This is a genomic window from Pseudomonas kulmbachensis, assembly GCF_963681935.1.
Taxonomy (GTDB): domain Bacteria; phylum Pseudomonadota; class Gammaproteobacteria; order Pseudomonadales; family Pseudomonadaceae; genus Aquipseudomonas; species Aquipseudomonas kulmbachensis.
In genome coordinates this window covers 679,463-704,243 of the sequence record NZ_OY817088.1, presented here as the reverse complement: position 1 = coordinate 704,243, position 24,781 = coordinate 679,463, and the positions used below count along the sequence as shown (strand labels likewise).

25 protein-coding genes are annotated in these 24,781 nt (G+C 59.1%); 5 read left to right on the top strand and 20 right to left on the bottom strand.

Annotated elements, in window-relative coordinates:
• The first annotated feature begins 44 nt into the window (after positions 1 to 44).
• On the top strand, positions 45 to 1,349 hold the full coding sequence (locus tag U5A05_RS03395; protein WP_321835745.1) for a lytic murein transglycosylase: 1,305 nt from the start codon (positions 45 to 47) through the stop codon (positions 1,347 to 1,349).
• 75 nt (positions 1,350 to 1,424) lie between these two features.
• Here U5A05_RS03395 and U5A05_RS03390 read toward each other — a convergent pair whose 3' ends face one another.
• The 13 genes from U5A05_RS03390 to U5A05_RS03330 all read right to left on the bottom strand — a co-directional run bounded on the left by U5A05_RS03390 (position 1,425) and on the right by U5A05_RS03330 (position 13,831).
• Positions 1,425 to 2,378 carry a S66 peptidase family protein gene (locus tag U5A05_RS03390; protein ID WP_321835742.1) on the bottom strand — a complete coding sequence of 318 codons (954 nt, stop codon included), beginning with the start codon at positions 2,376 to 2,378 and terminating at the stop codon, positions 1,425 to 1,427.
• Between the two features lie 4 nt (positions 2,379 to 2,382).
• Entirely contained in the window at positions 2,383 to 3,423 is a 1,041-nt protein-coding gene (gene lipA / locus U5A05_RS03385; protein WP_261740804.1) for a lipoyl synthase, read from the bottom strand.
• 1 nt (position 3,424) lies between these two features.
• Positions 3,425 to 4,078, bottom strand: coding sequence for a lipoyl(octanoyl) transferase LipB (lipB, locus tag U5A05_RS03380; protein ID WP_261740803.1), 654 nt, complete (start codon positions 4,076 to 4,078; stop codon positions 3,425 to 3,427).
• Positions 4,078 to 4,353, bottom strand: coding sequence for a DUF493 domain-containing protein (locus tag U5A05_RS03375; RefSeq protein ID WP_261740802.1), 276 nt, complete (start codon positions 4,351 to 4,353; stop codon positions 4,078 to 4,080). The genes lipB and U5A05_RS03375 overlap by 1 nt, the downstream gene beginning before the upstream one ends.
• Positions 4,354 to 4,431: 78 nt before the next feature.
• Positions 4,432 to 5,589 carry a D-alanyl-D-alanine carboxypeptidase family protein gene (locus tag U5A05_RS03370; RefSeq protein WP_261740801.1) on the bottom strand — a complete coding sequence of 386 codons (1,158 nt, stop codon included), beginning with the start codon at positions 5,587 to 5,589 and terminating at the stop codon, positions 4,432 to 4,434.
• Between the two features lie 176 nt (positions 5,590 to 5,765).
• The gene (locus U5A05_RS03365) at positions 5,766 to 6,755 is read right to left on the bottom strand and encodes a septal ring lytic transglycosylase RlpA family protein (protein ID WP_321835734.1); all 990 of its coding nucleotides are present in this window, start codon (positions 6,753 to 6,755) and stop codon (positions 5,766 to 5,768) included.
• Complete coding sequence (gene mltB, locus U5A05_RS03360; protein ID WP_321835733.1) at positions 6,755 to 7,765, bottom strand: lytic murein transglycosylase B; 1,011 nt, start codon at positions 7,763 to 7,765, stop codon at positions 6,755 to 6,757. Before mltB ends, U5A05_RS03365 begins: the two co-directional genes overlap by 1 nt.
• 17 nt (positions 7,766 to 7,782) lie before the next feature.
• Positions 7,783 to 8,886: a rod shape-determining protein RodA gene (rodA, locus tag U5A05_RS03355; protein ID WP_261742363.1), complete on the bottom strand. Its 1,104-nt coding sequence runs from the start codon at positions 8,884 to 8,886 to the stop codon at positions 7,783 to 7,785.
• A 31-nt stretch (positions 8,887 to 8,917) separates the two neighbouring features.
• On the bottom strand, positions 8,918 to 10,813 hold the full coding sequence (gene mrdA, locus U5A05_RS03350) for a penicillin-binding protein 2 (RefSeq protein ID WP_261740798.1): 1,896 nt from the start codon (positions 10,811 to 10,813) through the stop codon (positions 8,918 to 8,920).
• Positions 10,814 to 10,825: 12 nt separating this feature from the next.
• Positions 10,826 to 11,293, bottom strand: coding sequence for a 23S rRNA (pseudouridine(1915)-N(3))-methyltransferase RlmH (rlmH, locus tag U5A05_RS03345; protein WP_003444191.1), 468 nt, complete (start codon positions 11,291 to 11,293; stop codon positions 10,826 to 10,828).
• A gap of 9 nt (positions 11,294 to 11,302) precedes the next feature.
• The gene (rsfS, locus tag U5A05_RS03340) at positions 11,303 to 11,797 is read right to left on the bottom strand and encodes a ribosome silencing factor (RefSeq protein ID WP_261740797.1); all 495 of its coding nucleotides are present in this window, start codon (positions 11,795 to 11,797) and stop codon (positions 11,303 to 11,305) included.
• A gap of 71 nt (positions 11,798 to 11,868) precedes the next feature.
• Positions 11,869 to 12,591: a nicotinate-nucleotide adenylyltransferase gene (gene nadD / locus U5A05_RS03335; RefSeq protein WP_261740796.1), complete on the bottom strand. Its 723-nt coding sequence runs from the start codon at positions 12,589 to 12,591 to the stop codon at positions 11,869 to 11,871.
• Positions 12,560 to 13,831 (bottom strand): glutamate-5-semialdehyde dehydrogenase, encoded by a 1,272-nt coding sequence (locus U5A05_RS03330; RefSeq protein ID WP_321835721.1) that lies wholly within the window; start codon positions 13,829 to 13,831, stop codon positions 12,560 to 12,562. Before U5A05_RS03330 ends, nadD begins: the two co-directional genes overlap by 32 nt.
• A 176-nt stretch (positions 13,832 to 14,007) precedes the next feature.
• Between U5A05_RS03330 and U5A05_RS03325 the strand changes: the two genes are divergently transcribed.
• Positions 14,008 to 14,676, top strand: coding sequence for a DNA-3-methyladenine glycosylase (locus U5A05_RS03325; protein ID WP_261742362.1), 669 nt, complete (start codon positions 14,008 to 14,010; stop codon positions 14,674 to 14,676).
• A gap of 161 nt (positions 14,677 to 14,837) precedes the next feature.
• Positions 14,838 to 16,154, top strand: a complete 1,317-nt coding sequence (locus U5A05_RS03320) for a bifunctional DedA family/phosphatase PAP2 family protein (protein ID WP_321835719.1) — start codon at positions 14,838 to 14,840, stop codon at positions 16,152 to 16,154.
• Positions 16,155 to 16,166: 12 nt separating this feature from the next.
• Here U5A05_RS03320 and U5A05_RS03315 read toward each other — a convergent pair whose 3' ends face one another.
• The 3 genes from U5A05_RS03315 to U5A05_RS03305 are packed head-to-tail and all read right to left on the bottom strand — an operon-like array spanning position 16,167 to position 17,843.
• On the bottom strand, positions 16,167 to 16,757 hold the full coding sequence (locus tag U5A05_RS03315) for an LON peptidase substrate-binding domain-containing protein (protein WP_261740793.1): 591 nt from the start codon (positions 16,755 to 16,757) through the stop codon (positions 16,167 to 16,169).
• Positions 16,758 to 16,767: 10 nt separating this feature from the next.
• Positions 16,768 to 17,484, bottom strand: coding sequence for an LrgB family protein (locus U5A05_RS03310; protein WP_261740792.1), 717 nt, complete (start codon positions 17,482 to 17,484; stop codon positions 16,768 to 16,770).
• Complete coding sequence (locus tag U5A05_RS03305; RefSeq protein ID WP_261740791.1) at positions 17,481 to 17,843, bottom strand: CidA/LrgA family protein; 363 nt, start codon at positions 17,841 to 17,843, stop codon at positions 17,481 to 17,483. The genes U5A05_RS03310 and U5A05_RS03305 overlap by 4 nt, the downstream gene beginning before the upstream one ends.
• 186 nt (positions 17,844 to 18,029) lie before the next feature.
• On the opposite strand from U5A05_RS03305, the gene U5A05_RS03300 reads away from it, so the two are divergent.
• Positions 18,030 to 19,712, top strand: coding sequence for a C13 family peptidase (locus tag U5A05_RS03300; protein WP_321835715.1), 1,683 nt, complete (start codon positions 18,030 to 18,032; stop codon positions 19,710 to 19,712).
• Between the two features lie 50 nt (positions 19,713 to 19,762).
• Positions 19,763 to 20,404 carry an oxidoreductase gene (locus U5A05_RS03295; protein WP_261740789.1) on the top strand — a complete coding sequence of 214 codons (642 nt, stop codon included), beginning with the start codon at positions 19,763 to 19,765 and terminating at the stop codon, positions 20,402 to 20,404.
• 14 nt (positions 20,405 to 20,418) lie between these two features.
• On the opposite strand, the gene U5A05_RS03290 is transcribed toward U5A05_RS03295, so the two are convergent.
• The 4 genes from U5A05_RS03290 to U5A05_RS03275 form a co-directional block, all read right to left on the bottom strand.
• On the bottom strand, positions 20,419 to 20,706 hold the full coding sequence (locus U5A05_RS03290) for a YceK/YidQ family lipoprotein (RefSeq protein WP_261740788.1): 288 nt from the start codon (positions 20,704 to 20,706) through the stop codon (positions 20,419 to 20,421).
• Entirely contained in the window at positions 20,699 to 21,328 is a 630-nt protein-coding gene (gene ubiX / locus U5A05_RS03285; protein ID WP_019824244.1) for a flavin prenyltransferase UbiX, read from the bottom strand. Before ubiX ends, U5A05_RS03290 begins: the two co-directional genes overlap by 8 nt.
• Positions 21,325 to 22,674, bottom strand: coding sequence for a UDP-N-acetylmuramate:L-alanyl-gamma-D-glutamyl-meso-diaminopimelate ligase (mpl, locus tag U5A05_RS03280; protein WP_261740787.1), 1,350 nt, complete (start codon positions 22,672 to 22,674; stop codon positions 21,325 to 21,327). Before mpl ends, ubiX begins: the two co-directional genes overlap by 4 nt.
• A gap of 155 nt (positions 22,675 to 22,829) precedes the next feature.
• Positions 22,830 to 24,752 (bottom strand): sigma-54-dependent Fis family transcriptional regulator, encoded by a 1,923-nt coding sequence (locus U5A05_RS03275; RefSeq protein WP_321835707.1) that lies wholly within the window; start codon positions 24,750 to 24,752, stop codon positions 22,830 to 22,832.
• Positions 24,753 to 24,781: the final 29 nt, after the last annotated feature.

Sequence of the window (24,781 nt, the reverse complement as noted above, 5' to 3'; positions counted from 1 at the left end):
GGATGATAAGGTCTGCATCTGATTTGCATTACCTGGACCTGCGCATGCCCTTAAGTCATAAACGTGGTTGGCCGATGCGCCAACTGATCGCTGCTTCCAGCGTCATCCTTCTAGTCGCCTGCGCAGAGAAACCTACCGCAGCCGATGCTCAGCCCCTGCCTGTGACGCCTTCCGCCCCTGCGGTGACCACTATCGCGCCAGGTACCGATATCCCCTTTGTTCAGCCCGCACAGAGTTTCAGCGAGTGGCAGGCCAACTTCCGCGCGCAGGCACTTGCAGCCGGAATCAGCCCGCTGGTATTCGATAACGCCTTTGCTGACATCACGCCCGATATGAGTGTGATCAAGGCAGATCGCAGCCAACCTGAATTCAGCCGCCCTGTCTGGGAGTATCTCGACGGTGCGCTGTCGCCTTTGCGTGTGCGTAACGGTCAGCGTTTGCTGGAGCAAAATGCCGAGCTGCTAAGCCGCATCGAGCAGCGTTACGGCGTCGATCGCCAGGCCCTGGTTTCGGTATGGGGCATGGAGAGCAACTTCGGTACGTTCCAGGGCAACAAGTCCGTCATTCGTTCGCTGGCCACCCTGGCCTACGAAGGGCGGCGCCCTGAGTTTGCCCAGAGCCAATTGATCGCAGCGCTGAAGATCATTCAGCAAGGCGATATAAGCCCCGAGAAAATGCTCGGTTCCTGGGCGGGCGCAATGGGCCAGACCCAGTTCATCCCCACCACCTATGAAACCCACGCCGTGGATTTCGATGGCGATGGTCGTCGGGATATCTGGAACAGCTCGGCCGACGCCTTGGCCTCGACTGCGCATTACTTGCAAAGCTCGGGCTGGAAACAAGGTCAGCCGTGGGGCTTCGAAGTCACACTGCCTGCCGGTTTTGACTACGCGCTGGCCGATGGTGCGGTGAAAAAAAGCGTAAGTGAATGGCAGAAACTGGGGGTCACCCTACCTGCCAGCTCAGCCGGCTCGGATCAATTGAGCGCTACCCTGCTCCTGCCTGCGGGTTATCGTGGCCCGGCGTTCCTGGTACTGGATAACTTCCGCGCCATCCTTCGCTACAACAACTCATCGTCTTACGCTCTGGCCGTAGGTTTGCTGTCGCAACGCTTCAACGGTGGCGGAACCATTCTGGCCGACTGGCCAAAAGATGACCGACCATTGAGCCGCTCCGAACGCGTTGAACTGCAAACACTGCTCAGCCAACGCAATTACGATGCGGGCAATGCTGACGGCATCATCGGCGCCAACACCCGCAAAGCGATCCGCAGCGCGCAGCAAGCCATGGGTTGGCCTGCTGATGGCTACCCGAGTCATAAGTTGCTGGAAAGTTTGCGTAGCAACTAGCTAGCAGATGTGGGAGCGAGCCTGCTCGCGAACGGATTACGACGGCTGTTCGCGAGCAGGCTCGCTCCCACAGGATTAGCCCACAGCTGTTACTACCGCCTGCTCAAGCACCAACTGCTGCTTGTCCGCATCGAGGCGCACCTGAGCGCCCATCGGCAATGTCAGGTTCGGGTCGCAATGCCCGCTGCGCCATCCCGCCAACACAGGAATGCCAAGCGTGCCCAGCTCCCGTGCAAGCAACCGCTCAAGCGCCTGAACATCAACGCCTGCCACATCCCCCACCAAAACCCCGCGCAACCTGTTGAGCTTGCCTGCCAACCGCAAATGCGTGAGCAGGCGGTCAACCCGGTACAGCGGCTCGTTGACGTCTTCGATAAAGAGAACGATGTCCTCGCCATCCAGCTCGAACGCGGTCCCCATAGCGGCGCAGATCATCGACAGGTTACCGCCCAGCAAACGCCCGCTGGCGCAGCCCGGGGCAATGGTCGTTAACGGGTAGACAGCTGGATGCTCCAGGACGGGCGATTGCTGCCCACTGAGCATACGTAGCAGTGAAGACTCGGTCGGCGGCTGTTTATTGCCCAACAGATCAGCGTTAAGCATCGGCCCGTGAAAGGTCACAAAGCCCGCGTAACGGGTGATCGCCAGATGCAACGCGGTGATATCGCTGTAACCCACAAATGGCTTGGGATGACGGCGCAGAAGCTCAAAATCGATACTATCCAGCAGACGCGGGCAGCCATAGCCGCCGCGCAAACAGAAAATCGCATCAATATTGTCATCGGCAAAGGCAGCGTGCAGGTCGCGTAAACGCACCGCATCGGAGCCTGCGAGATAGCCATCTTTTTCCCACACGCCTGGAAAAACCCGTAGCTGATAGCCACGAGCCTGCATCCATTGGGTAGCGAGGTTCAGATCAAGTTCGGCGGGACCTGCCGGGGCGATCAGTGCGATCACCCCGCCAGCGGGCAACGCGGGCACCGCGCTGTGAGCCTTGAAAGACACGTGCGCGGTGAGCCGGCTGTTCATGGAATCAAGCACTCACCAGCATGGATTTGACCAGCTTGGCTTGCTCATCGGCGTGGTACGAAGAACGTACCAGCGGGCCCGATGCCACGTTTTTGAAGCCCATTTTGTAGCCTTCCTCGGCGAACCAGGCAAACACGTCCGGGTGTACGAAACGCTGTACCGGCAAGTGGCTACGCGACGGCTGCAAGTACTGGCCCAGGGTCAGCATATCGATGTCGTGCTCACGCATGCGCTTCATTACTTCGATCACTTCTTCGTCCGTCTCGCCCAGACCCAGCATCAGGCCGGATTTGGTCGGGATGTGCGGCATCATCTGCTTGAAGCGCTGCAGCAAGGTCAGCGACCACTGATAGTCGGAACCAGGACGCGCAGCCTTGTACAGGCGCGGCACGGTTTCGAGGTTGTGGTTGAACACGTCCGGTGGCTCGGCTGCGGTGATTTCCAGCGCAACGTCCATGCGACCACGGTAGTCCGGGACCAGGGTTTCGAGGAGCACGCCCGGCGACAGCTTGCGGATCTCGCGGATGCAGTCGGCAAAGTGCTGAGCGCCGCCATCACGCAGGTCGTCGCGGTCAACCGAGGTGATCACTACGTACTTCAAGCGCAGGTCAGCAATGGCAACTGCCAGGCTTTGTGGCTCGTTGACGTCCAGAGGCTTCGGTCGGCCGTGACCCACGTCGCAGAACGGGCAGCGACGGGTGCAGATATCGCCCATGATCATGAACGTCGCAGTGCCGCCCGAGAAGCACTCGCCCAGGTTCGGGCAGGAAGCTTCTTCGCACACGCTGTGCAGCTTGTGCTTGCGCAGCAATGACTTGATGCGGTCGACCTCAGGCGAAACCGGGATGCGCACACGAATCCAGTCAGGCTTCTTCGGCAGCTCGGTGGTCGGAATGATCTTGACCGGGATACGCGCAACCTTTTCGGCACCGCGCAATTTGACGCCGGTCTCAACTTTGGAACGGGCCTCGCTTGCGCGGGCTGCACGTTCTGAGATGTCCAGCGTCGGGATCAGGGTTTGAACAGCGTCTTGCGCAGTAGTCATATCAGTCGATTCCGCCCGTCAGGGTCGTCTGCTCAGCATAGTCGAGGTGTTTGACGAGCTGCGCACGCAGCCGGGCACCTACCTCGGCAAATTCAATCGGCCCTGCATGGTCACGCAGCTGGGTCATCGCCAGCCCCGCGTAACCACAGGGGTTAATCCGTCGAAACGGTTCCAGGTCCATGTCCACATTCAGGGCCAGACCGTGGAAGGAGCAGCCATTACGTATCCGCAGCCCCAGAGAGGCTATTTTCGCGCCATCAACATACACCCCAGGCGCATCGGCCTTGGCTGCAGCGCTCACGCCATAGCTGGCGAGCAGGTCGATCAGGCACTGTTCCATCCGCGTTACCAGCTCACGTACACCATAGCCCAGCCGGCGTACGTCGAGCATCAGGTAAGCGACCAACTGGCCAGGACCGTGATAGGTCACCTGACCACCGCGATCCGACTTGATTACCGGGATATCACCCGGTAGCAACAGATGCTCGGCCTTGCCTGCCTGGCCTTGGGTAAACACCGGTGGGTGCTGCACCAGCCAGACTTCGTCTGGCGTGTCCGGGTCAAGTTTGCGCTCATCGGTAAACCGCTGCATCGCCAGCCAGCTGCGCTCGTAGTCAAGCAAACCCAGCTCGCGAATACCCAAGGCCTGCAACATCACAACACCATATGCACGAAGCCGGTGGCTCGCAGATCGCTGTTGATGTTGTAAAGCTGGTCCTGATCAGTTGCCACGATGTGCAACTGGATCGTCGTGTATTTGCCGTTACTGCTTTGGCGCTCGTCAACACGGTCATGATTGATCGTCGCGTGTTTCTTGACGATGTCGATGATCTTGTCCTTGTTACCCACGCCTGTATCGCTGATCACCTTAACCGGGTAGTCAACGTTAGGAAATTCGATCTTTGGCGCCTTTACTTCGGTATCGGTCATGGCGTAACGGCCTCGTAAGCCCTGAGCTACAAACGTGCCCCGCGCAGGGTGGGCGCGGGGTCACACTGGTGGATGAAATCAGTTGAACAGCCCGTAAAAGAATAGACGGATGCTGTCCCAAACGCGTCGGAAAATACCACCTTCCTCAACGGGTTCAAGTGCGATCAGGTCAGCGCTGTGCACAACCTTGTCATCGAGCTTGACCTCAACCTTGCCAATCACATCGCCTTTGGCGATAGGGGCCATCAGTTGCGGGTTCATGGTCATGCTTGCAGCCAGCTTTTTCAATTGGCCTTTAGGCAGGGTCATGGTCAAGTCTTCGGCCAGACCGGCTTTAACCTGGTTGGTCGTGCCTTTCCAGACTGGCGCCTGAGCCAGTTCTACGCCCTTCTGGTAGAAGGTCTGGGTTTCGAAGAAGCGGAAACCGTAGGTCAGCAGCTTCTGGGTCTCGGCAGCACGGGCCACTTCGCTGTTAGTGCCGAACACCACGGCGATCAGGCGCATGCCATCACGTACAGCCGAAGACACCATGCAGTAACCAGCTTCGTCGGTGTGACCGGTTTTCAGACCGTCAACGGTCTTGTCACGCCACAGCAACAGGTTGCGGTTAGGCTGCTTGATGCCGTTCCAGAAGAACTCTTTCTGCGAGTAGATCGCGTAGTGAGTCGGGTCTTCATGAATGATGGCGCGAGCCAGCAACGACATGTCGTGAGCCGACGAGTAGTGATCCGGGTTCGGCAGACCAGTCGGGTTCATGAAGTGGCTGTTGGACATGCCCAACTCGCCCGCCGTTTTGTTCATGATGTCGGCAAATGCGTCTTCGCTGCCGGCAATGTGCTCGGACAAGGCAACGCTGGCGTCGTTACCCGACTGAATGATGATCCCGTGCAGCAGGTCGCTGACCGACACTTGAGTGCCGACCTTGATGAACATCCGCGAACCACCGGTACGCCATGCGTTTTCGCTGACAGTTACCGGATCGTTTTCGCCGATCTGTCCACGACGGATTTCCAGGGTCGCGATGTAAGCAGTCATCAGCTTGGTCAGGCTGGCTGGCGGCAGACGCTGGTCACCGTTGTTCTCAACCAGCACGTTACCGCTGCTGGCATCCATCAGAACATAGGACTTGGCTGCAAGTTGTGGTGGCGACGGCATCATTTCGACTGCCCAGGCGGCAGGCGTTACGATCAGCGGTACAAGCAGGCACAGGCGTTTGGCAAAGGTGGTGATGTTCATCCGTCTCTCGAAGTTGTTAATGGAAACTTACCCTCACGGGCAAAACTGTACAGGCAGTCCTTTGACTGGCTGCCGCGTATTCAGTTGCAAGCCTGGCCCCTCGAAGGGCTTTTATTCTTGACCTCTACAACTGCGTTTGGGCCTGGAACACTCCTGGCCCAACGCTTTGATCGGTGTTACTGATCCGACGTCACAACGCTTGGCTGGCCCAAATTGGCCAGACGCACGCTGTTTTGCATTTGTGTCACCTCGCCTGCCGAGGCGATAGGCCCCAGACGCACGCGGTGCAAGGTCTGCTGATTGCGCACAATCGAGCTGATAAATACAGGAGCGCTGACCATGCCACTGAGCTTGGAACGAAGCAACTCGGCAGCGTCAGGATTGGCAAAGGCGCCTACCTGCAAATACGTACCCTGGCCCTTGACCATCGGGGTAACAGGCACGACATCGGCGGCATGCTGCTGGGCTGGCGGCGTCCATTGTTCCACCTTGCCGGTCGACACGGTCGGAGCGGTGTTCTGGGCCATTTTCGGCTCATTGAGCATCAAGGGTGCCGGGCGACCACGCTGGGCCCACCAGGCTTGAGGATCAATGCCTTCAACCTTGACCCGCGCCGTGCCAGTTTCGGCATAACCGAGTTTTTTGGCGGCAGCGTAGGACAGATCGATAATACGATCCGAATAAAACGGGCCACGATCGTTAACCCGCAAAACCACAGTCTTGCCGTTGTCGAGATTGGTCACCTTGACGTAGCTGGGCAGCGGCAGGGTCTTGTGTGCCGCGCTCATGCCATACAGGTCATAGACCTCGCCATTGGCGGTGTTCTGCCCGTGGAACTTGGTGCCGTACCAGGACGCAGTGCCAGAGGCGACATAGGTCTTGGACTCTTGCATCGGGAAGTAGGTCTTGCCCAGCACCGAGTACGGCGCAGCCTTGTAGGGACCGCTGTGCAGGGTCGGCGTGGCATCGGGGATACGCGATACGTCGACATCCCACCACGGCGCGCCGTCCTTGTGCGCGCGGTTGATGTCCAGGCCCGGCTTGGAACTGACGCCACTTGATGTCTGCGGGTTGCTCGAGCGACTGCTGGAGCAGCTCACCACCAGCAGCGCGATAGCGGCGCAGGCAGCGAGTTTCAAAGGTGTGCGAATCGCTAAAAACGGCATTACTTGTTGCCCCGTGCTTGAACCAGCAGGTCGGACAGTTGATGCACTGCCATGGCGTACATCACGCTTCTGTTATAGCGCGTGATCGCATAAAAGTTCTTCAGGCCCATCCAGTATTCAGGGCCATTGGCGCCTTCAAGACGGAATGCCGTAACCGGCATGTCGTCGCGCAGCGCATCATGACTCGACCAGCCCAGCGCTCGCAACTCCCCGACTGTTTTGACCGGCTCGATGCCCTGGGTCAAGCCTTCATCGGCCCGATCGCCCGTCACATCAGCCCGTATTACTACCGGCTCACCGGCTACCCAGCCATGACGCTTGAAGTAGCTGGCAACGCTGCCAATGGCATCGTCCGGGTTGCTCCAGATATTGATGTGGCCGTCACCGTCGAAATCCACGGCATAGGCACGGAAGCTGCTCGGCATGAACTGCGGCAAACCCATCGCACCGGCATAGGAGCCTTTGAGCGTCAGCGGGTCAACCTGCTCTTCGCGGGTCAGCAGCAGAAACTCTCGCAACTCCTTGCGGAAAAACTCGGCACGCGGCGGGTAATCAAAACCCAGGGTCGACAGTGCATCGATCACCCGGTAGTTACCGGTATTGCGCCCATAAAAGGTTTCGACGCCGATGATCGACACAATCACCTGGGCCGGGACTCCGTATTCCTGCTCGGCACGAGCCAGCACGGCTTCGTGTTCACGCCAAAAGTCGACACCGCGGGCAACCCGGGCGTCGGTGAGGAACATCGGACCGTACTCTTTCCACTGTTTGACACGCTCAGCCGGGCGCGAGATCGCATCGAGGATGCTCTGCTTGCGTTCCGCCTCACGGAAAACGCCCATCAACTGCTCACCGGCAAACCCATAATCGCGGGTCATTTCACCTACGAACTCAGCCACCTGGGGCGAGCCTTCGTAGTCGCCGGCCACCGCACCCTGCGCTGCCCCGAACAGACCCAGCAGGCCCACCCATGACGCGTATCGAGCGGCCCAGCCACGCATTGCTTGCATTGAATTGTTCACCTTAATCAAACTTGTGCGATCCACTTGCGATGTGTGTGAATCGACATCAAAACCCCAAACGCTGACAACAGCGTCACGAGCGAAGTGCCGCCGTAACTGATAAATGGCAATGGCACGCCCACCACCGGTAACAAGCCACTGACCATACCGATGTTGACGAAAACATAAACAAAAAACGTCATGGTCAGGCTGCCAGCCAGCAATTTTCCGAACAGGGTCTGCGCCTGGGCGGTAATCACCAGGCCACGACCAATCAACAGCAGGTAAATCAGCAGCAGTGCGCAAATACCTACCAACCCGAACTCTTCGCCCATTACCGCAATAATGAAGTCGGTGTGGCTTTCAGGCAGAAAGTCCAGGTGCGACTGGGTGCCCAGCAACCAGCCTTTACCAAATACCCCGCCCGAGCCAATGGCGGCCTTGGACTGGATGATGTTCCAACCGGTGCCCAGCGGATCGCTTTCAGGGTCGAGGAAGGTCAGTACGCGCTGCTTCTGGTAGTCGTGCATCACGAACATCCACATGGCAATCGCCACCGGCACTGTCGCTGCCAGCACGCTGAGGATCCAGCGCCAGCGCAACCCGCCCATAAACAGTACAAACGCGCCACCCGCCAGCACCAGCAAGGCGGTACCCAGGTCGGGCTGGCGCACGATCAGGGCAAAGGGTACCCCGATCAGCATCAGGCTAACCGCCACATGCTTGAGTTGCGGCGGCAAGGTGCGCTTGGACAGATACCAGGCAATCGTCGCCGGCATGAGGATTTTCATGAATTCCGAGGGTTGGAAGCGAATAACCCCCGGAATGTTGATCCAGCGCGTTGCCCCCATGGCGTTGTGGCCCATGACGTCCACCACCACCAGCAACATGACCCCGATCAAGTAGCCAATCGGCACCCAGCGTGCCATAAAGCGCGGCTCCAGCTGGGCGATGATAAACATCGACACCAGCCCGATGCCGAATGAAGTCGCCTGTTTACTCAGCAAATCCCAGCTTTTGCCGCTGGCCGAATACAGCACAAACAAACTGCCAGCCGCCAGGGTCAGGAGCAAAATCAGCAGCGGGCCATCGATATGCAAGCGCTGAAGTAGCGTGGCACGGCGACGCATCACGTCCTCACTGGAGAGGATGCGGTCAAAATTACTGATCATTGGCCGTAACCTCTGCCTTTACGGGACCGCCGTACTCGGGTTTGAGTTTGCCGTCTGCACCCAGCAACCAGGCGTCCATGACCGAACGCACCACCGGCGACGCCACTCGACTGCCGGCTTCGCCGTTTTCAATCATGACCGAGACAGCAATTTGCGGGTTATTGGCCGGAGCAAAGCCAACGAACAGGGCATGGTCACGATGACGTTCCTGAACCTTGGAACGGTCGTATTTTTCGCCCTGTTTGATCGCCACCACCTGCGCCGTACCACTCTTGCCAGCAATCAGGTATTGCGCGCCAACCCCCGCAACCCGCGCCGTACCGCGTGCGCCATGCACCACTTGCTGCATGCCGTGAGTGACCTTGGCCCAATTGGACGGGTCACGCAGGACGATATCGGGCATCGGGTTCGGATCAACAGGCGGCACGCCCTCGATGGTCTTGGCCAGATGCGGACGGATCCACTTGCCCTTGCTGGCAATCAGCGCCGTGGCTTGGGCCAGCTGCAAAGGCGTGGACTGCATATAGCCCTGACCGATCCCCAGAATCAGCGTCTCACCCGGGAACCAGGCCTGGCGCCGGGTTGCACGCTTCCACTCACGGGACGGCATAAGCCCGGCAGACTCTTCGAACATGTCGAGGGAGACTTTCTGGCCAATGCCAAACTGGTTCATGTAGGAAGACAGGCGATCAATACCCAGCTTGTGGGCCAGGTCGTAAAAATAAGTGTCGTTGGAGCGCATGATTGCGGTATCCAGATCGACGTAGCCATCACCCGTGCGGTTCCAGTTACGGTATTTGTGATCGTAATTGGGCAACTGGTAATAGCCGGGGTCATAAACCCGCGTTGCGCCGCTGATCACGCCGCTGTCCAGGCCTGCGATCGCCACTGCGGGCTTGATGGTCGAGCCCGGAGGATACAGACCGCGCAAGATGCGGTTGAACAACGGTCGATCAATCGAATCGCGCAGCTCTGCATAAGCCTTGAAGCTGATACCGGTCACAAACAGGTTAGGGTCGAAGCTCGGCTGGCTGACCATGGCCAGCACTTCGCCCGTCAGCGGGTTGAGTGCGACCACCGCGCCACGACGCCCGGCAAGGGCTTCTTCGGCAGCCTCCTGCAGCTTGATATCGAGGCTGAGCACGATGTCTTTGCCGGGGATCGGGTCTGTGCGCTTAAGTACTCGCAACACGCGACCGCGGGCATTGGTTTCGACCTCTTCGTAACCCACCTGACCGTGCAGCTCGGCTTCGTAGAAACGCTCGATGCCGGTTTTGCCAATATGGTGGGTGCCGCTGTAACTGACCGGATCGAGGGTTTTAAGCTCTTTCTCGTTGATCCGCCCCATATAGCCCACCGAGTGCGCAAAATGCGCGCCCTGCGGGTAATGACGCACTAACTGCGCGTCCACCTCAACCCCGGGCAGGCGGAACTGGTTCACGGCAATCCGGGCGATCTGTTCTTCGTTGAGCTCAAACAGGATGGGCACGGCCTCAAATGGCCGCCGCCCCTGCTTCATGCGCTTTTCAAACAGGGCGCGATCTTCAGGCGTGAGCTCCAGTATCTCGACAACAACGTCGAGTTCCTGCTGCCAGCCCTTTGAACGCTCACGGGTCATGGTCAGGCTAAAGCTGGGCCGGTTGTCCGCGATAACCACACCATTGCGGTCAAAAATCAGGCCGCGGGGAGGAGGAAGCGGCCGCACATGCACCCGGTTGTTTTCTGACAAGGTGGAGTGGTACTCGTACTGCACCACCTGCAGATAGTACAGCCGCACAATCAACGCGCAAATGAGCGCTACAACGACAATTGCGCCGACCACGACTCGGCTACGCACAAGGCGTGCGTCTTTCTCGTGGTCTTTAAGGCGAATCGGCTGAGACATTCAGGACGCTGACTATTTGTGGTAAGGGTGCCCGGACAACACTGTCCAGGCGCGGTACAACTGCTCACCGATCAGAATCCTTACCAACGGGTGCGGCAACGTCAACGGCGACAGCGACCAGCGCTGATCAGCGCGGGCGCAGACTTCCGGCGCCAGCCCTTCCGGGCCGCCGACCATAAAGTTCACCGTTCGCGAATCCAGGCGCCAGCGGTCGAGTTCAACCGCCAGTTGCTCGGTACTCCACGGCTTGCCGTGCACTTCGAGGGTGACGATCCGCTCACCCGGGCCGACCTTCGCCAGCATGGCCTCGCCTTCCTGACGGATGAATCGAGCCACGTCGGCATTCTTGCCACGGGTATTGAGCGGTATTTCCACCAGTTCGAGAGCCAGTTCGGATGGCAGACGCTTGGCATATTCATGCCAGCCTTCTTCCACCCATTTAGGCATGCGCGAACCGACAGCGATCAAACGCAGGCGCACAGCGAACCCTTACTCTTGGTCTTTGTTGAGCTTCAGGAAATGCTCATGGGTGTTTTCCGGGCTGTGGTGAGCAGCGCTGCCTGCACGGCTTTGCTCAGCACCGGCCCACAGACGCTCCAGGTCGTAGAACTGACGAGCGCTGGCGGTCATCATGTGAACGATCACGTCGTCCATGTCCAACAGAACCCAGTCGCTGTCGCCCTTGCCTTCTTCGCCCAAAGGCTTGACGCCCAGAGCCTTGACCGCTTCGCGGATCTTGTCGAGCATCGCGCCGATCTGACGGTTGGACGTACCGGTAGCGATGATCATGAAGTCAGTGATGCTGTGCTTGTCACGAACGTCGATAACCTGAATGTCCTGGGCCTTGACGTCTTCCAGAGCAGCTACAGCGATCTTGACCAGCTCTTCGCCCTTGAGAGGCTCGCCGTTGAAGGTTTTTTCTGGCAGCGGGGCGCTTTTGAATGTGCCTTTGCGCTTTACTTTGCTTACATCTTTGTCAGTCATATAAAACTCGTTTTGCTCGTATGTTCGGGTGTTTCAATACACGTCAATTCGCGCCTTGAAACACACCCTTTTTAGTTCGACGCACGGTAAAGCCCGTGCGCATCGATGTAGGCCAGGACCGCGTCGGGCACCAGGAAACGTACCGACTTACCGCTGGCCAGCAGTTGACGGATCTGGGTGGCTGATACCGCGAGCGGCGTCTGCCAAACGAATGCAATCTGTCCGCTTGCCCCCTTCAGGGCCAGCGGGTCGCTTACCGAGCGCGCTGCCAGCAGGTTGCGCAAGGCATCCGGCGGTTCGCTGTCGGCATCCGGGCGCTGTAGCACCAGGATATGGCAATGCTGGAGCAACTCTTCCCAGCGATGCCACGTGGGCAGGCCGCAAAAAGCGTCCCAACCCAACAGTAAAAACAACTGGTCATCCGCGGCCATCTCGGCCCGCATCAGTTCCAGCGTATCGATCGTGTAAGACGGCTTGTCCCGTTGCAGCTCCCGGGCGTCCACCACCAGCGTAGCCACTCCTGCGACAGCGCACTCAACCATCGCCAAACGGTCGTGGGCTGACACCTGGGGCGTGTCGCGGTGGGGCGGCCTGGCGTTGGGTGTCAGACGCAGCTCGTCGAGCCCCATCATTTCAGCCACTTCAAGCCCGCCACGCAAATGCCCGATATGCACCGGATCGAAGGTTCCGCCCAGTACGCCAATGCGCCGGGGTAACGCTTCGATTATCGGTGCCAGCACTGACGCTTTAAGGTTGACCAAGTCAAACCGGCTCCTGACCGCGCAACTGGCCATCACCGACCACAATGTACTTCTCGCAGGTCAGACCTTCGAGACCCACCGGGCCGCGGGCGTGCAGCTTATCAGTAGAAATGCCAATCTCCGCACCCAATCCGTATTCAAATCCATCGGCAAAGCAGGTTGGTGTGTTGAGCATCACGGAACTGGAGTCCACTTCGGCCATAAAACGTCGGGCATCCCCCTGATGTTCGGTCACGATCGAGTCAGTATGGTGGGAGCCATAATGATTGATGTGTTCAATCGCCTGGTCCAGCCCATCGACAATGCGAATCGACAAAATAGCGTCCAGGTACTCGGTGTTCCAGTCTTCTTCAGTCGCTGCAACTACGTCAATCAGCGCCTGAGTGCGCCCACAACCGCGCAATTCGACGCCCTTGGCGCGAAATTGTTCAGCCATCGCCGGCAAAAACCGGGCTGCCACTGCCTGATCCACCAGCAGGGTTTCCATCGCCCCGCAGATCCCGTAACGGTAGGTCTTGGCATTGAACGCAATACGCTGAGCCTTGGCCAGATCGGCCTGGGCACTGACGTACACATGGCAAATACCGTCCAGATGCTTGATCACCGGCACCTTGGCGTCACGGCTGACGCGCTCGATCAGGCCTTTGCCGCCCCGAGGCACGATCACATCAACGTACTCGGGCATGGTGATCAGCGCGCCAACAGCGGCGCGATCGGTCACTTCAACCACTTGCACCACGGCTGGTGGCAGCCCGGCCTCGGCCAGGCCGCGTTGAATGCAGACCGCAATGGCTCGGTTGGAGTGAATCGCCTCGGAGCCACCACGCAGGATGGTCGCATTACCTGACTTCAAGCACAGACTGGCCGCATCGATGGTCACGTTCGGACGCGACTCATAAATGATTCCGACTACACCCAGCGGCACCCGCATCTTGCCTACCTGAATACCCGAAGGACGGTAGCTCATGTCGCGGATTGCGCCGACGGGGTCTGGCAAGCTTGCCACCTGACGCAAACCGACAATCATACTGTCGATGCGTGCAGGGGTCAGCGCCAGACGCTCCAGCATCGCAGGCTCAAGGCCGCTGGCTCGGCCAGCGGCCAAGTCCAGTTCGTTGGCAGCAACCAACTCCAGACGAGCGGCATCCAATGCCGCAGCAGCACTGTGCAGGGCACGGTTCTTCTGCGCCGTACTGGCACGGCCAATCACGCGGGAGGCTTCGCGAGCAGCGCGACCCAAGCGGGTCATGTAGTCAAGAACGGACTCAGTCATGGTCTCAAAGGTCTTGGCAGGGAGGAAAGCGGCCGATTATAGCGGTCCCGCCGCCTCACGCACAGCGGTGGCAGGCGGATGGTCGAAATGGGCAGTAAATACACTGCGTTCAGCCCCGATTAAGCATGACTTGCTATGATCTGCCACTTTTCAGCTATCCACTGACCGCCCTGAAAATGCCAATGATGCTGCCTGATGCCTTTTTCGACCGCGATGCCCAACTTCTTGCCCGCGATCTGCTGGGCAAGGTCATTCGGCATCGGGTCAACGGTCTGTGGCTCAGCGCACGAATAATCGAAACCGAAGCCTATTACATCGCCGACAAGGGCAGCCATGCCTCGCTGGGCTTCACGCAGAAGCGCAAAGCGCTGTTTCTCGATGGCGGGCACATCTATATGTATTACGCCCGTGGCGGCGACTCGCTGAATTTCAGCGCTCACGGGCCCGGCAATGCTGTACTGATCAAGTCGGCTTACCCGTGGCTCGATGATCTGTCGGGCCCCGACAGCCTGGCGCAGATGCAACGCAACAACCCCGATGCCCAAGGCCAGCCGCGAACCGAGCAAAAGCTCTGTGCTGGGCAAACCTTGCTGTGCAAGGCGCTGGGCCTGAAAGTGCGCGATTGGGATGCCAAATGTTTCGACCCCGAACGTTTATGGGTCGACGACGTCAGAGAACAACCTTCGCGGATCATCCAGACCACTCGTTTGGGCATCCCCCACGGGCGAGATGAACACTTGATGTACCGCTTTGTCGACGCTGACTACGCTGCTTTTTGCACCCGCAATCCGCTGCGTCGTGGGCAGATTGAGGGGCAGGACTATTTGATTCTGGAAACCCCGTGATCTCTATTGTGAGAGCGGGCTTGCTTGCGATGCAGGCGACGCGGTCTGCCTGGTAAACCGCAGTGATGCCATCGCGAGCACGCCCGCTCCCACAAAAAAGCGACCCATTTCAAGACACTAACCCCAACAAAAAACTTAAAAGCGAACAAGGAAATTGAAACATGGGCCCATGGCTCGATAGCTTGACTGGCTGGCTGACAGCCAACCCGCAGTGGCTGGGCCTTGCGGTACTTATTGTGGCGTTTATGGAGTGCCTGGCCATTGTCGGGACTATCGTCCCCGGCACCGTGCTGCTCTTTGCAATTACCGTCATGGCCGGCAGCGGAGCGCTATCACTGGGCGAAACCCTGGTGCTGGGCTTTCTCGGCGGGCTGCTGGGTGATGTGGTGTCTTACTTCTTGGGCAGACGTTTCCACCAGAACATCCGGCGCTTGCCACTCTTGCGCACTCACCCTGAGTGGATGAACGGGGCCGAGAGCTATTTTCATCGTTACGGCATTGTCAGCTTGCTGATCGGGCGCTTTATCGGCCCGCTGCGCCCTATGCTGCCGATGGTTGCCGGGATGTGCGATATGCCACTCCCGCGTTTTATCGCCGTCAGTCTGCTGGCCGGAGCAGGCTGGTCGGTGGCGTATCTGCTGCCGGGGTGGGCAACCGGAGCGGCAATTCGCCTGCCGCTGCCCGAAGGCTTCTGGCCTCAGGCAGCCATCGTTGCCGTAGGCCTCGCCGCCCTGCTGGGTCTGAGCATCAATGCCAGTATTCGCCGCCAACCCAGGACCACCTTGCTGATCGGCGCATTAAGCCTGACCCTGCTGCTCGCGGTGTTTATCGGCTACCCGCACATGACAGCCTTCGACGAGGGCATCACCGCGCTGGTCCAGGAACATCGCAGTAGCGTCATGGATACCGCCGCCGTAATGGTCACGCAAGTCGGCAACTTCGGTACCCAACTTTTAGCCGCGGCGCTGGTGTGCGTCATTCTGTTCTGTACACGCCAATGGCGGGCGATGTGGTTCTTTGGCGGGGTCACCCTATTTACCGCCGTGGCTAATACGCTGACCAAGCACTTCTTTGCGCGGGTACGCCCCGAAGTGCTGGTCGACCCGCTGACCAGCTACAGCATGCCCAGCGGTCACAGCTCCGGCGCGTTTGCGTTTTTTGTCGCCCTGGCGATTCTGGCCGGGCGCAATCAGCCGCAGCGCATGCGCGTCACTTGGGTGCTACTGGGATGTTTGCTGGCGATCACCGTGGCGATGTCGCGGGTTTACCTGGGTGCTCATTGGCCAACCGATATCACTGCTGGTGCCCTGCTCGCCATCACCGTCAACGCATTCGCCATGGCGCTGAGCCAGCGATTCATGCCACTGGAACCGATACCGCAGAAAATCTGGTGGCTGCTCTTGCCTTCAGTAACCGCCTTATACGGTTTCTTCATGCTGGGGCACTTGCCCAAAGAGCTGCTGCGCTACGCCTATTAACGGATAGCGCAATCAGTTAAGCGCCTCACCCTGGATCTCATCGAGCAATACCTGGATCCCATCCAGACGCTGCTGCGGGTCATCAACCTGCAGCAGCTCGATCTTGTCCGCCTCGGCAAAAGGCAGCAGGTATGCCAGTTGATTGGCCAATGACTGCTGCCCCGCCACCTCGGTACTCATATTCAAGGCCGCGACCATCGGGTGCTCGGCCAGAGCCTTGAGCAAGGCCAACAGGTCCTGGTCTTCTTCCTGCAGCGGCTGCTCGGGAACCTCTTCCAGCCACTCGACCTCGGCCAACAGTAACTGGTCGCGCTGCAACTCGGTGCTCAGCACTTCAAAGCGCCGCCCGCCTTCGACCCTGATCCCCAGCAGGCCATTGTCCTGCTGCTGAAAGTCACGGATCAGCGCTTCGCAGCCGATTCTGGCAATGTCCTGCGGGGCATCCCCGACTTCACGGCCATCCAGGATGCACACCACGCCAAAGCCTGTGCCTTGCTTCATGCAGCGGGCAATCATGTCCAGATAGCGCGCTTCAAATATCTGCAAATCCAGCACACAACCCGGAAACAGCACCGTACTCAAAGGAAACAGCGGCAATCTCATACACTCACCCTTACACCACGAGGGTCACGGCCAGGGGCAAGAACACCGCCGTGGCAACGCCCATTAGACTCATCGCCAACGCCGCAAAGGCGCCGCACTCTTCACTCTCCTGCAGGGCTGCCGATGTGCCGACCGCATGCGCCGTCATGCCCAGCGCCATACCCCGTGCTTCAGGGCTGTGAACCCCCAAGATGCGCAGCAGGCCCGGCCCGAAAATCGCACCGATCACCCCGGTAATCAGCACAAACACCGCTGCCAGAGCAGCCACACCGCCAATTTGCTCCGCCACCAGCATGGCAATCGGCGAAGTCACGGACTTGGGCGCCAGGGTCATCAGCATCATGTGCTCGGCCCCGAACAACCAGGCCAGCCCCACCACCAGCCCGGTGGCAAATACGCCGCCAACCACCAGCGTAGTAAAGATAGGCCAGAACAATTGACGAATTCGGCGCAGGTTCAGATACAGCGGTACCGCCAGCGCCACGGTCGCGGGCCCCAGCAAAATACTTAAAATATCCGTGCTTTTACGGTACTCGGCGTAGCTCAAGCCGCAACTGAGCAACACGCCGATCACCAGCAGCATCGAGGCCAACACCGGTTGCAGGAAGATCCAGCGGGTTTTTTCGTAGGCTGCGAGCACCAGTTGATAAGCCCCGAGGGTGATCCCGATACCAAACAGCGGATGGTGGATGACTGACTCCCAGGCCCCTTGCCACTCAAGACTCATGGCCGCTCCTCGGGATGGCTGTGCCCCTTGAGCAAGCGCTGCATCAGCACCCCGATGAATGCCATGGAGATCAATAGCGACAGCACCAGCGCCCCGGCAATGGCCCAAAAGTCAGCTGCAATGTCGGCGGCATACACCATCACGCCCACCGCGGGGGGCACCAGCAGCAAAGGCAAGTAACGCAACAACCCGCTGGCAGCCTGGCTCAACGGCTCACTGACCTGACCGCGCACCATCAAAAAACCCAACAGCAACAACAACCCGATAATGGGTCCGGGCAGTACGGGGACGAACAAGTGATTGAGGGCCGTGCCGAGCAATTGAAACAGCACCAGCCAAGTCAAGCCGCGTAACAACATCTCACCTCTCCAGCGAATATTCTTGTGCCGCATTATAAGCACGTCCCACCGGCCATCGGCATTGCTGCACCTTGCAGGCTTGGGTACATGCCCCCGGCATTGAATATCTCTCGATGTTTCATCTGGGCCTATAGACAGCTTCTACTGCTGCGGCATACTCGCAGGCTTAATTATCCGGATCCCGCTATGCGCCCATTTGCCCCCCTTGCTTTGACCCTGCTGCTGACGGCCTGCGGTGACGGTGAATCACTGTTACCGCCAGACGCACGCCTGCCCGATGGCGGGCGTTATCGGGGCGAAGTGGTCAATGGGTTGCTGCAAGGCCAGGGCCGTATCGACTACCCGAACGGCAGTTGGTACACAGGCGACTTCAAAAATGGTCTGTGGCACGGTCAGGGTGAATGGCATGCCAGCAATGGCGATGTTTATCGCGGCGGGTTCGAGCAGGGGCAGTACAGCGGCCAAGGCAGTCTGACCACCCACGACAGCACTTATGTCGGCGGTTTCAAGCAAGGCCGGCGCGAGGGTGAAGGCACGCTAAAAGAAGGCGCCATGAGCTATCGCGGCCAATTCAAGGATGACCAGTTCTCAGGCGACGGTCATCTTGAGCTGGAAGACGGCAGCCAGTATCAAGGCCAGTTTGCCCACGGCAAACCCCACGGCGAAGGCAAGCGCAGCGATGGCAGCGGCAACGAATTCAGCGGCCAGTTCGTCAATGGCGAGTTGGAAGGCAACGGTGTCTTTAACAGCGCAGACGGCGACCAGTACGAGGGAGCGTTCAAGAACAACCAGCTGAATGGCAAAGGGCGCTATGAAAATGCCGACGGTGATGTCTGGATCGGCGACTTCAAAGACGGCGCATTGACGGGTAAAGGCGAGCTGATCGGTATCGACGGTAGCCACTATCGCGGCATGTTCAACGAATGGCGATTCAACGGCACCGGCCACTTGAACATGGCCGACGCAAGCAGCTATGTCGGTGAGTTCGCGGCAGACACCTATCAAGGCCACGGCAGCCTGACCCTGAGCGACGGCACCGTGCAACGCGGTTTTTGGCTTAACGGGCAACGGGTCCGCGATGCCAATGGCGCTTTATTGCCTGATCCGCTGGAGCTGGGGCTGCTCAACCAGGGCACCTTGCTCAACGAGGCACTGGCGGGCGTTGCGCCATCGACTCCGGCAATTGAACTGTACAGCCTGGTGTTGGCAGGCGACGGCAAACAAAGCGTCTTCAAGCGCGAAGCCGATTATGTCAACGACATGCTCGCCAGCCGTTTTGGTAGCCGCGGCCAGATCACGCTGGTGAACCATCGCGACAATCTGCTGGATCGGCCCATGGCAACTCGCGAGAACCTGCACCGTGCAGCCAAAACCCTGGCCGAACGCACCGGCCCCGAAGACCTTGTGTTCATTTACCTGACCAGCCACGGTACACAGGAGCACGAACTGGTACTCGACCAGCCCCGCCTTGAACTGGCGGACCTGCCTGCCGATGAACTGGCAGCGGCGCTGGCTCCGCTGAAAAACCGCGACAAAATCATCGTGATTTCGTCCTGTTACTCGGGCGGCTTCATCCCGGCACTCAAGGATGAAAAGACCTTGATCATGACCGCATCGCGCGCAGACAAGGTATCGTTTGGCTGCTCGGAAGAAGCCGACTTCACCTACTTCGGCAATGCCTTGTTCGCTCAAGCCCTGAACCAGACCGACGACCTGCAAAAAGCCTTCAAGCTGGCCAAACAGTACGTCGCCGAGCGCGAACAGGCTGACGGCTACGAACCTTCCGAACCGCAAATCTGGGCGCCAAAAGGCGTTCTGAATCACTGGCAACGCTTACGTCAGCACCAAGCAAAACAGGCTTTGCAGTAAGCAAATAAACCTGGAATGACTACGCTGAATGTATCAAGGGGGGAAACACTATGCACTTGACGCCTTCACACATCCTGCTCGCTGGAGCCACTGGCCTTACAGGTGAGCTGCTGCTCGACCGTTTGCTCAATGAGCCCACCATCGCCCGTGTCCTTGCACCCTCTCGCAAGCCTTTGGCGGCGCATCCACACCTGGAAAACCCGGTAGGCGATCCGGTTGTGTTCTTGCCCCTGCTCAGTGGCAGGGTTGATGTTGCCTTCTGCTGCTTGGGTACCACAATCAAGCAGGCAGGCTCTGAAGCGGCCTTCCGTGCGGTTGACCATGACATGGTGGTGGCTTTCGCCAAGCGTGCCCGGGACATGGGCGCCCGGCATCTGATTGTTCTCAGTGCGATTGGTGCCGACCCTAAATCCTCGGTGTTCTACAACCGGGTCAAAGGTGAAATGGAGCACTCGGTGCGCGCCCAGGACTGGCCGCAACTGACTATCGCACGCCCTTCGCTACTGCTCGGCGATCGCGTTGAACCGCGACTGGCCGAACAAATAGCGGGGCCACTGTCAAAACTGCTTCCAGGCAAATACCACGGCATCGAAGCCTGCCAACTGGCCCGCGCCCTGTGGCGCTTGGCGCTGGAAGAACAGGACGGAGTGCGGGTGGTTGAGTCCGATGAGTTGCGCAAACTAGGCAAGTAAGCCCAACAGGCCAGCTACAACCCGCCGCTGGCCTGAAACCCGACACCCAGCACCGTTAGCACTGACAACGGCAACAGCACCGTGTCGAGCAGCGCGCTGGCAGGCAGATCAAGACCTGGATAGCGCGGTGCGTCCGCGCCAAAGCGATCTTTGGCGCAACACCCGCCCCCCAGCGCATACAAATCCAGTCTCGTCCCTGAATAGACAATCGGCGCACCCGGCATGGCGGCGTCCAGCGTGCGTACACTTGCGCACCCACAGACCAGAGCAGCCACCAACAAAGCCAGCAGCGCCTTACTCATCGCCGCCTACGTGGTGTTCACCCCAACGCGGGAGCATGTCCTGGGGGATGTTGAGCAGGTTGAGAATGCGTGCCACCACAAAGTCCACCAGGTCATCAATGGTCTGCGGCTGATGATAGAAGCCAGGCGAAGCCGGCATGATCACCGCGCCCATATTGGACAGCTTGAGCATGTTTTCAAGATGAATACTGGAGTACGGCGCCTCACGGGGTACCAGAATCAACTGGCGACGCTCCTTCAGAGTGACATCGGCCGCCCGCTCCACTAGGTTGTTGCAAGCGCCCGTGGCAATCGCCGACAACGTACCGGTCGAGCAAGGCACAACGACCATCGCTGCCGGAGCACCAGACCCCGAAGCCACGGGGGACATCCAGTCTTCCTTGCCGTACACCCGAATCTGCCCGGCAGCAGCCCCGGTGTATTCAGTCAGGAACGTCTGCATCGCCTGCGGCTTGGCCGGCAGGCTGACGTCGGTTTCGGTAGCCATCACCAGTTGCGCCGCCTTGGAGATCAGGAAGTGCACCTCGCGATCTTCGCGCACCAGACAGTCGAGCAAGCGCAATGCGTACTGCATGCCTGATGCACCGGTGACGGCCAGGGTTATACGTTCAGGGCCACTCATTGCAGCGAGTCCGCCAACTTGCCATGCAACCCGCCGAAACCACCGTTACTCATGATGACTACATGAGCGCCCGGCTTAACCTGAGCCTTGACCTCGGCGATGATGGCTTCCAGCGAATCGCACACCTTGGTCGGCACCGGGCTCGAAGCCACGGTAGCGGCCAAATCCCAGCCCAGATTGGCCGGCGCATACCAAACCACGTAGTCTGCCTGGACCACGCTTTGCGGCAAACCATCACGGTGGGCACCGAGCTTCATGGAGTTGGAGCGCGGCTCAATCACCGCAATCAGCGGTGCGTCACCAATGCGCTTGCGCAGACCATCGAGCGTGGTCGCAATAGCGGTCGGGTGGTGGGCAAAGTCATCGTAAATAGTAATACCGTGAACTTCGGCGACTTTTTCCATGCGGCGTTTAACGCTTTTAAAGGCGCTCAAGCCATCAATTGCCATGCTCGGCACCACGCCCACATGACGTGCAGCGGCCAAGGTCGCCAGGGCATTGGCCACGTTGTGCTGGCCGGTCATATCCCAATCGACGGTGCCTTGCATCACACCCTCAAACAGCACTTCAAAGCGTGAGCCATCCTCGCTGAGCAGCCTGGCTTGCCATTGGCCATCAACGCCGGTGGTTTGTACCGGAGTCCAGCAGCCCATCTCGATCACGCGCTGCAACGCAGGTTCGGTGGTCGGGTGAATGACCAGCCCTTCACTCGGGATAGTACGTACCAAGTGGTGGAACTGGCGCTCGATTGCTGGCAAATCCGGGAAGATATCGGCGTGATCGAACTCAAGATTGTTGAGGATCGCCGTGCGCGGGCGGTAGTGAACGAACTTCGAGCGTTTGTCGAAGAAGGCACTGTCATATTCATCGGCTTCAACCACAAAGAACGGCGTGTCACCCAGGCGGGCCGACACGGCAAAGTTCTGCGGTACACCACCAATCAGGAACCCCGGCGCCATGCCCGCGTGCTCCAGCACCCAGGCCAGCATGCTGCTGGTAGTGGTTTTGCCATGCGTACCGGCCACGGCCAGCACCCAACGGCCTTGCAGCACATGGTCCGCCAGCCACTGCGGGCCGGAGACGTAAGGCAGGCCTTTGTTCAAAACGTATTCCACCGCCGGGTTGCCCCGCGACAGTGCGTTGCCGATCACCACCACATCCGGCGCAGGATCGAGCTGAGACGGGTCGTAGCCCTGAGTCAATTCAATACCTTGAGCCTGCAGCTGGGTGCTCATTGGCGGATAAACGTTGGCGTCAGAGCCAGTAACGTGATGGCCCAGTTCTTTGGCCAGAACCGCCAGCGAACCCATGAAAGTGCCGCAAATACCAAGAATATGAATGTGCATAGTCGACCTCGTAAATCATCGGCGAAGGGTAGCCCAGAGGGCTTTTTTTCGCACCTGATGATTCACTGCTCTGGCCACACTGCTTTGCAGTGGGAGCGAGCCTGCTCGCGAAGAATTCAAAAGCACTGCGATTCACCCGCAAGCACGCGCTATCGTTAACCACCTTCGCGAGCAGGCTCGCTCCCACCGTGGCTTTTCTCTATCCCATGCTTGCGCAGCTTTCTATAAAGGGTATTGCGGCTGACCCCAAGTTGCAGCGCGGTATGGGTCATGTGCCAGCGATGCAGTTCCAGCGCCAGGAGCAGCGCCTGTTTTTCTGCGTCTTCGAGTGGATGCTCACAGGGTTCAGGGACTTTGGACGGCGCCAGGCGAATATTGGCTGGCAGGTCGTCGAACTGGATCACCTCGTCTTCACAGAGGGCGGCCAAGGTGCGCAGCACGTTGCGCAGTTGGCGCACGTTGCCCGGCCACGGAAAACCCAGCAGCGCTTCGCGCGCCGCATGGCTAATTACCAGCCGTTGCTCACAAGCTTCTTCGGCCAGCAAGAAGTCCAGTAACTGCGACTTGTCAGTGCGATCACGCAATGCTGGCAATCCAACCTCAAGCCCGTTGAGACGGTAATACAAGTCTTCGCGAAAACTGCCAGCGGCCACGCGTTCCTGCAGGTTACGGTGGGTGGCGCTGATGATGCGCACGTTAACCGCCAACGGTTCACCGCCAATCGGCACTACCAGACGGTCTTCCAGAACTCTTAACAAACGGGTTTGCAGCGCCAGCGGCATGTCACCGATCTCGTCCAGAAACAAGGTGCCGCCATCGGCCTGCTGCAGCTTGCCCTGCATGCCTTCCTTACGCGCCCCGGTAAAACTGCCCCCGCGATAACCGAACAGCTCGCTTTCGATCAGGCTTTCCGGGATCGACGCGCAATTGAGCGCCACAAAAGGTTTGCTGCTGCGCACGCTGGCCTGATGTACCGCTTTGGCAAAGGCTTCTTTGCCAGAGCCGGTTTCACCATTGATCAACAGCGGTACATCACGTTCAAACACCCGTAGCGCACGGCGAAAATCGACCTGCAGGGCTTCATCCCCCAGACAAATCCCGCTCAGGCGCGGACGCTGTGGTTCAACGTGTACGGCGACCGGCGCTGGCGCATGCCGCGGTTGACCGCGCAGCGCTGCAAACAGTCGGCGGCCATCGCGGGTACGCAGCGGCCAGCTGGTACTGGCCTGTGAGGTAGCCCGAGCGAACAGATCATCCCGCGAGCAATCGAAAACACTCTCGACCAACTGCCCAATCAACCCGCCGCGCACGTGGCCCAGCAGGTTCAGGGCACTCTGGTTAACCGCGCAAATAACCCCGTCACCATCAAACGCCAGCATGCCCTCACTGAACAGCCCGACCGATTCTGCCTGGAGATGAAAACGCAGCAGCCACTGGTTATCGAAATGACCCAAAAAGTAGCTGTTTTCGATGATTTTTGCCGAGAGATTGACCAACGCCATGGTGTGAAACTGGCTCTGACGCGAAACGTCATGGCGTGCCGACGACACGTCGAGCACCGCCAGCAACTCACCCTGTGGATCAAATACCGGACTGGCCGAGCAGGTCAGCCCGGTGTGGCGACCACGAAAGTGCTCGTCCTGATGGATAGTCAGCGCCTGACGCTCTACCAGGCAAGTGCCAATGCCGTTGGTGCCCTCACACGCCTCGCTCCAGTCGGCGCCCAGCCACAGCCCGGCCTGCTCAAACACCTTGCGTTCGGAGGGGGCAGTAACACAGTTGAGAATGACCCCGCGAGCATCGGTCAGCAGCACCGCATGCCCGGCACCGGAGAGTTGCTGATGCAGGCTGTTCATTTCGTGACCGGCGATTTTCAGCACCTGCTGCAAACGCTCACGGCCTTCGAGAATGCGGCCCTGCTCAAGCACGGTCGGGGCGATGGTTTGCGCAGGATCGAGATGGTAATCCTCCAGGCAGCGCTGCCAGGAGCGGACGATAGACGGGTCACACCCTTGAGGACGGCCCTGGGTTACATCAATGACTTGCCGTGCGTGACGGCTCAAATCGGTGCTGTGCATTTCTTATTGTTCTCCGCTCTGCTTCGGTG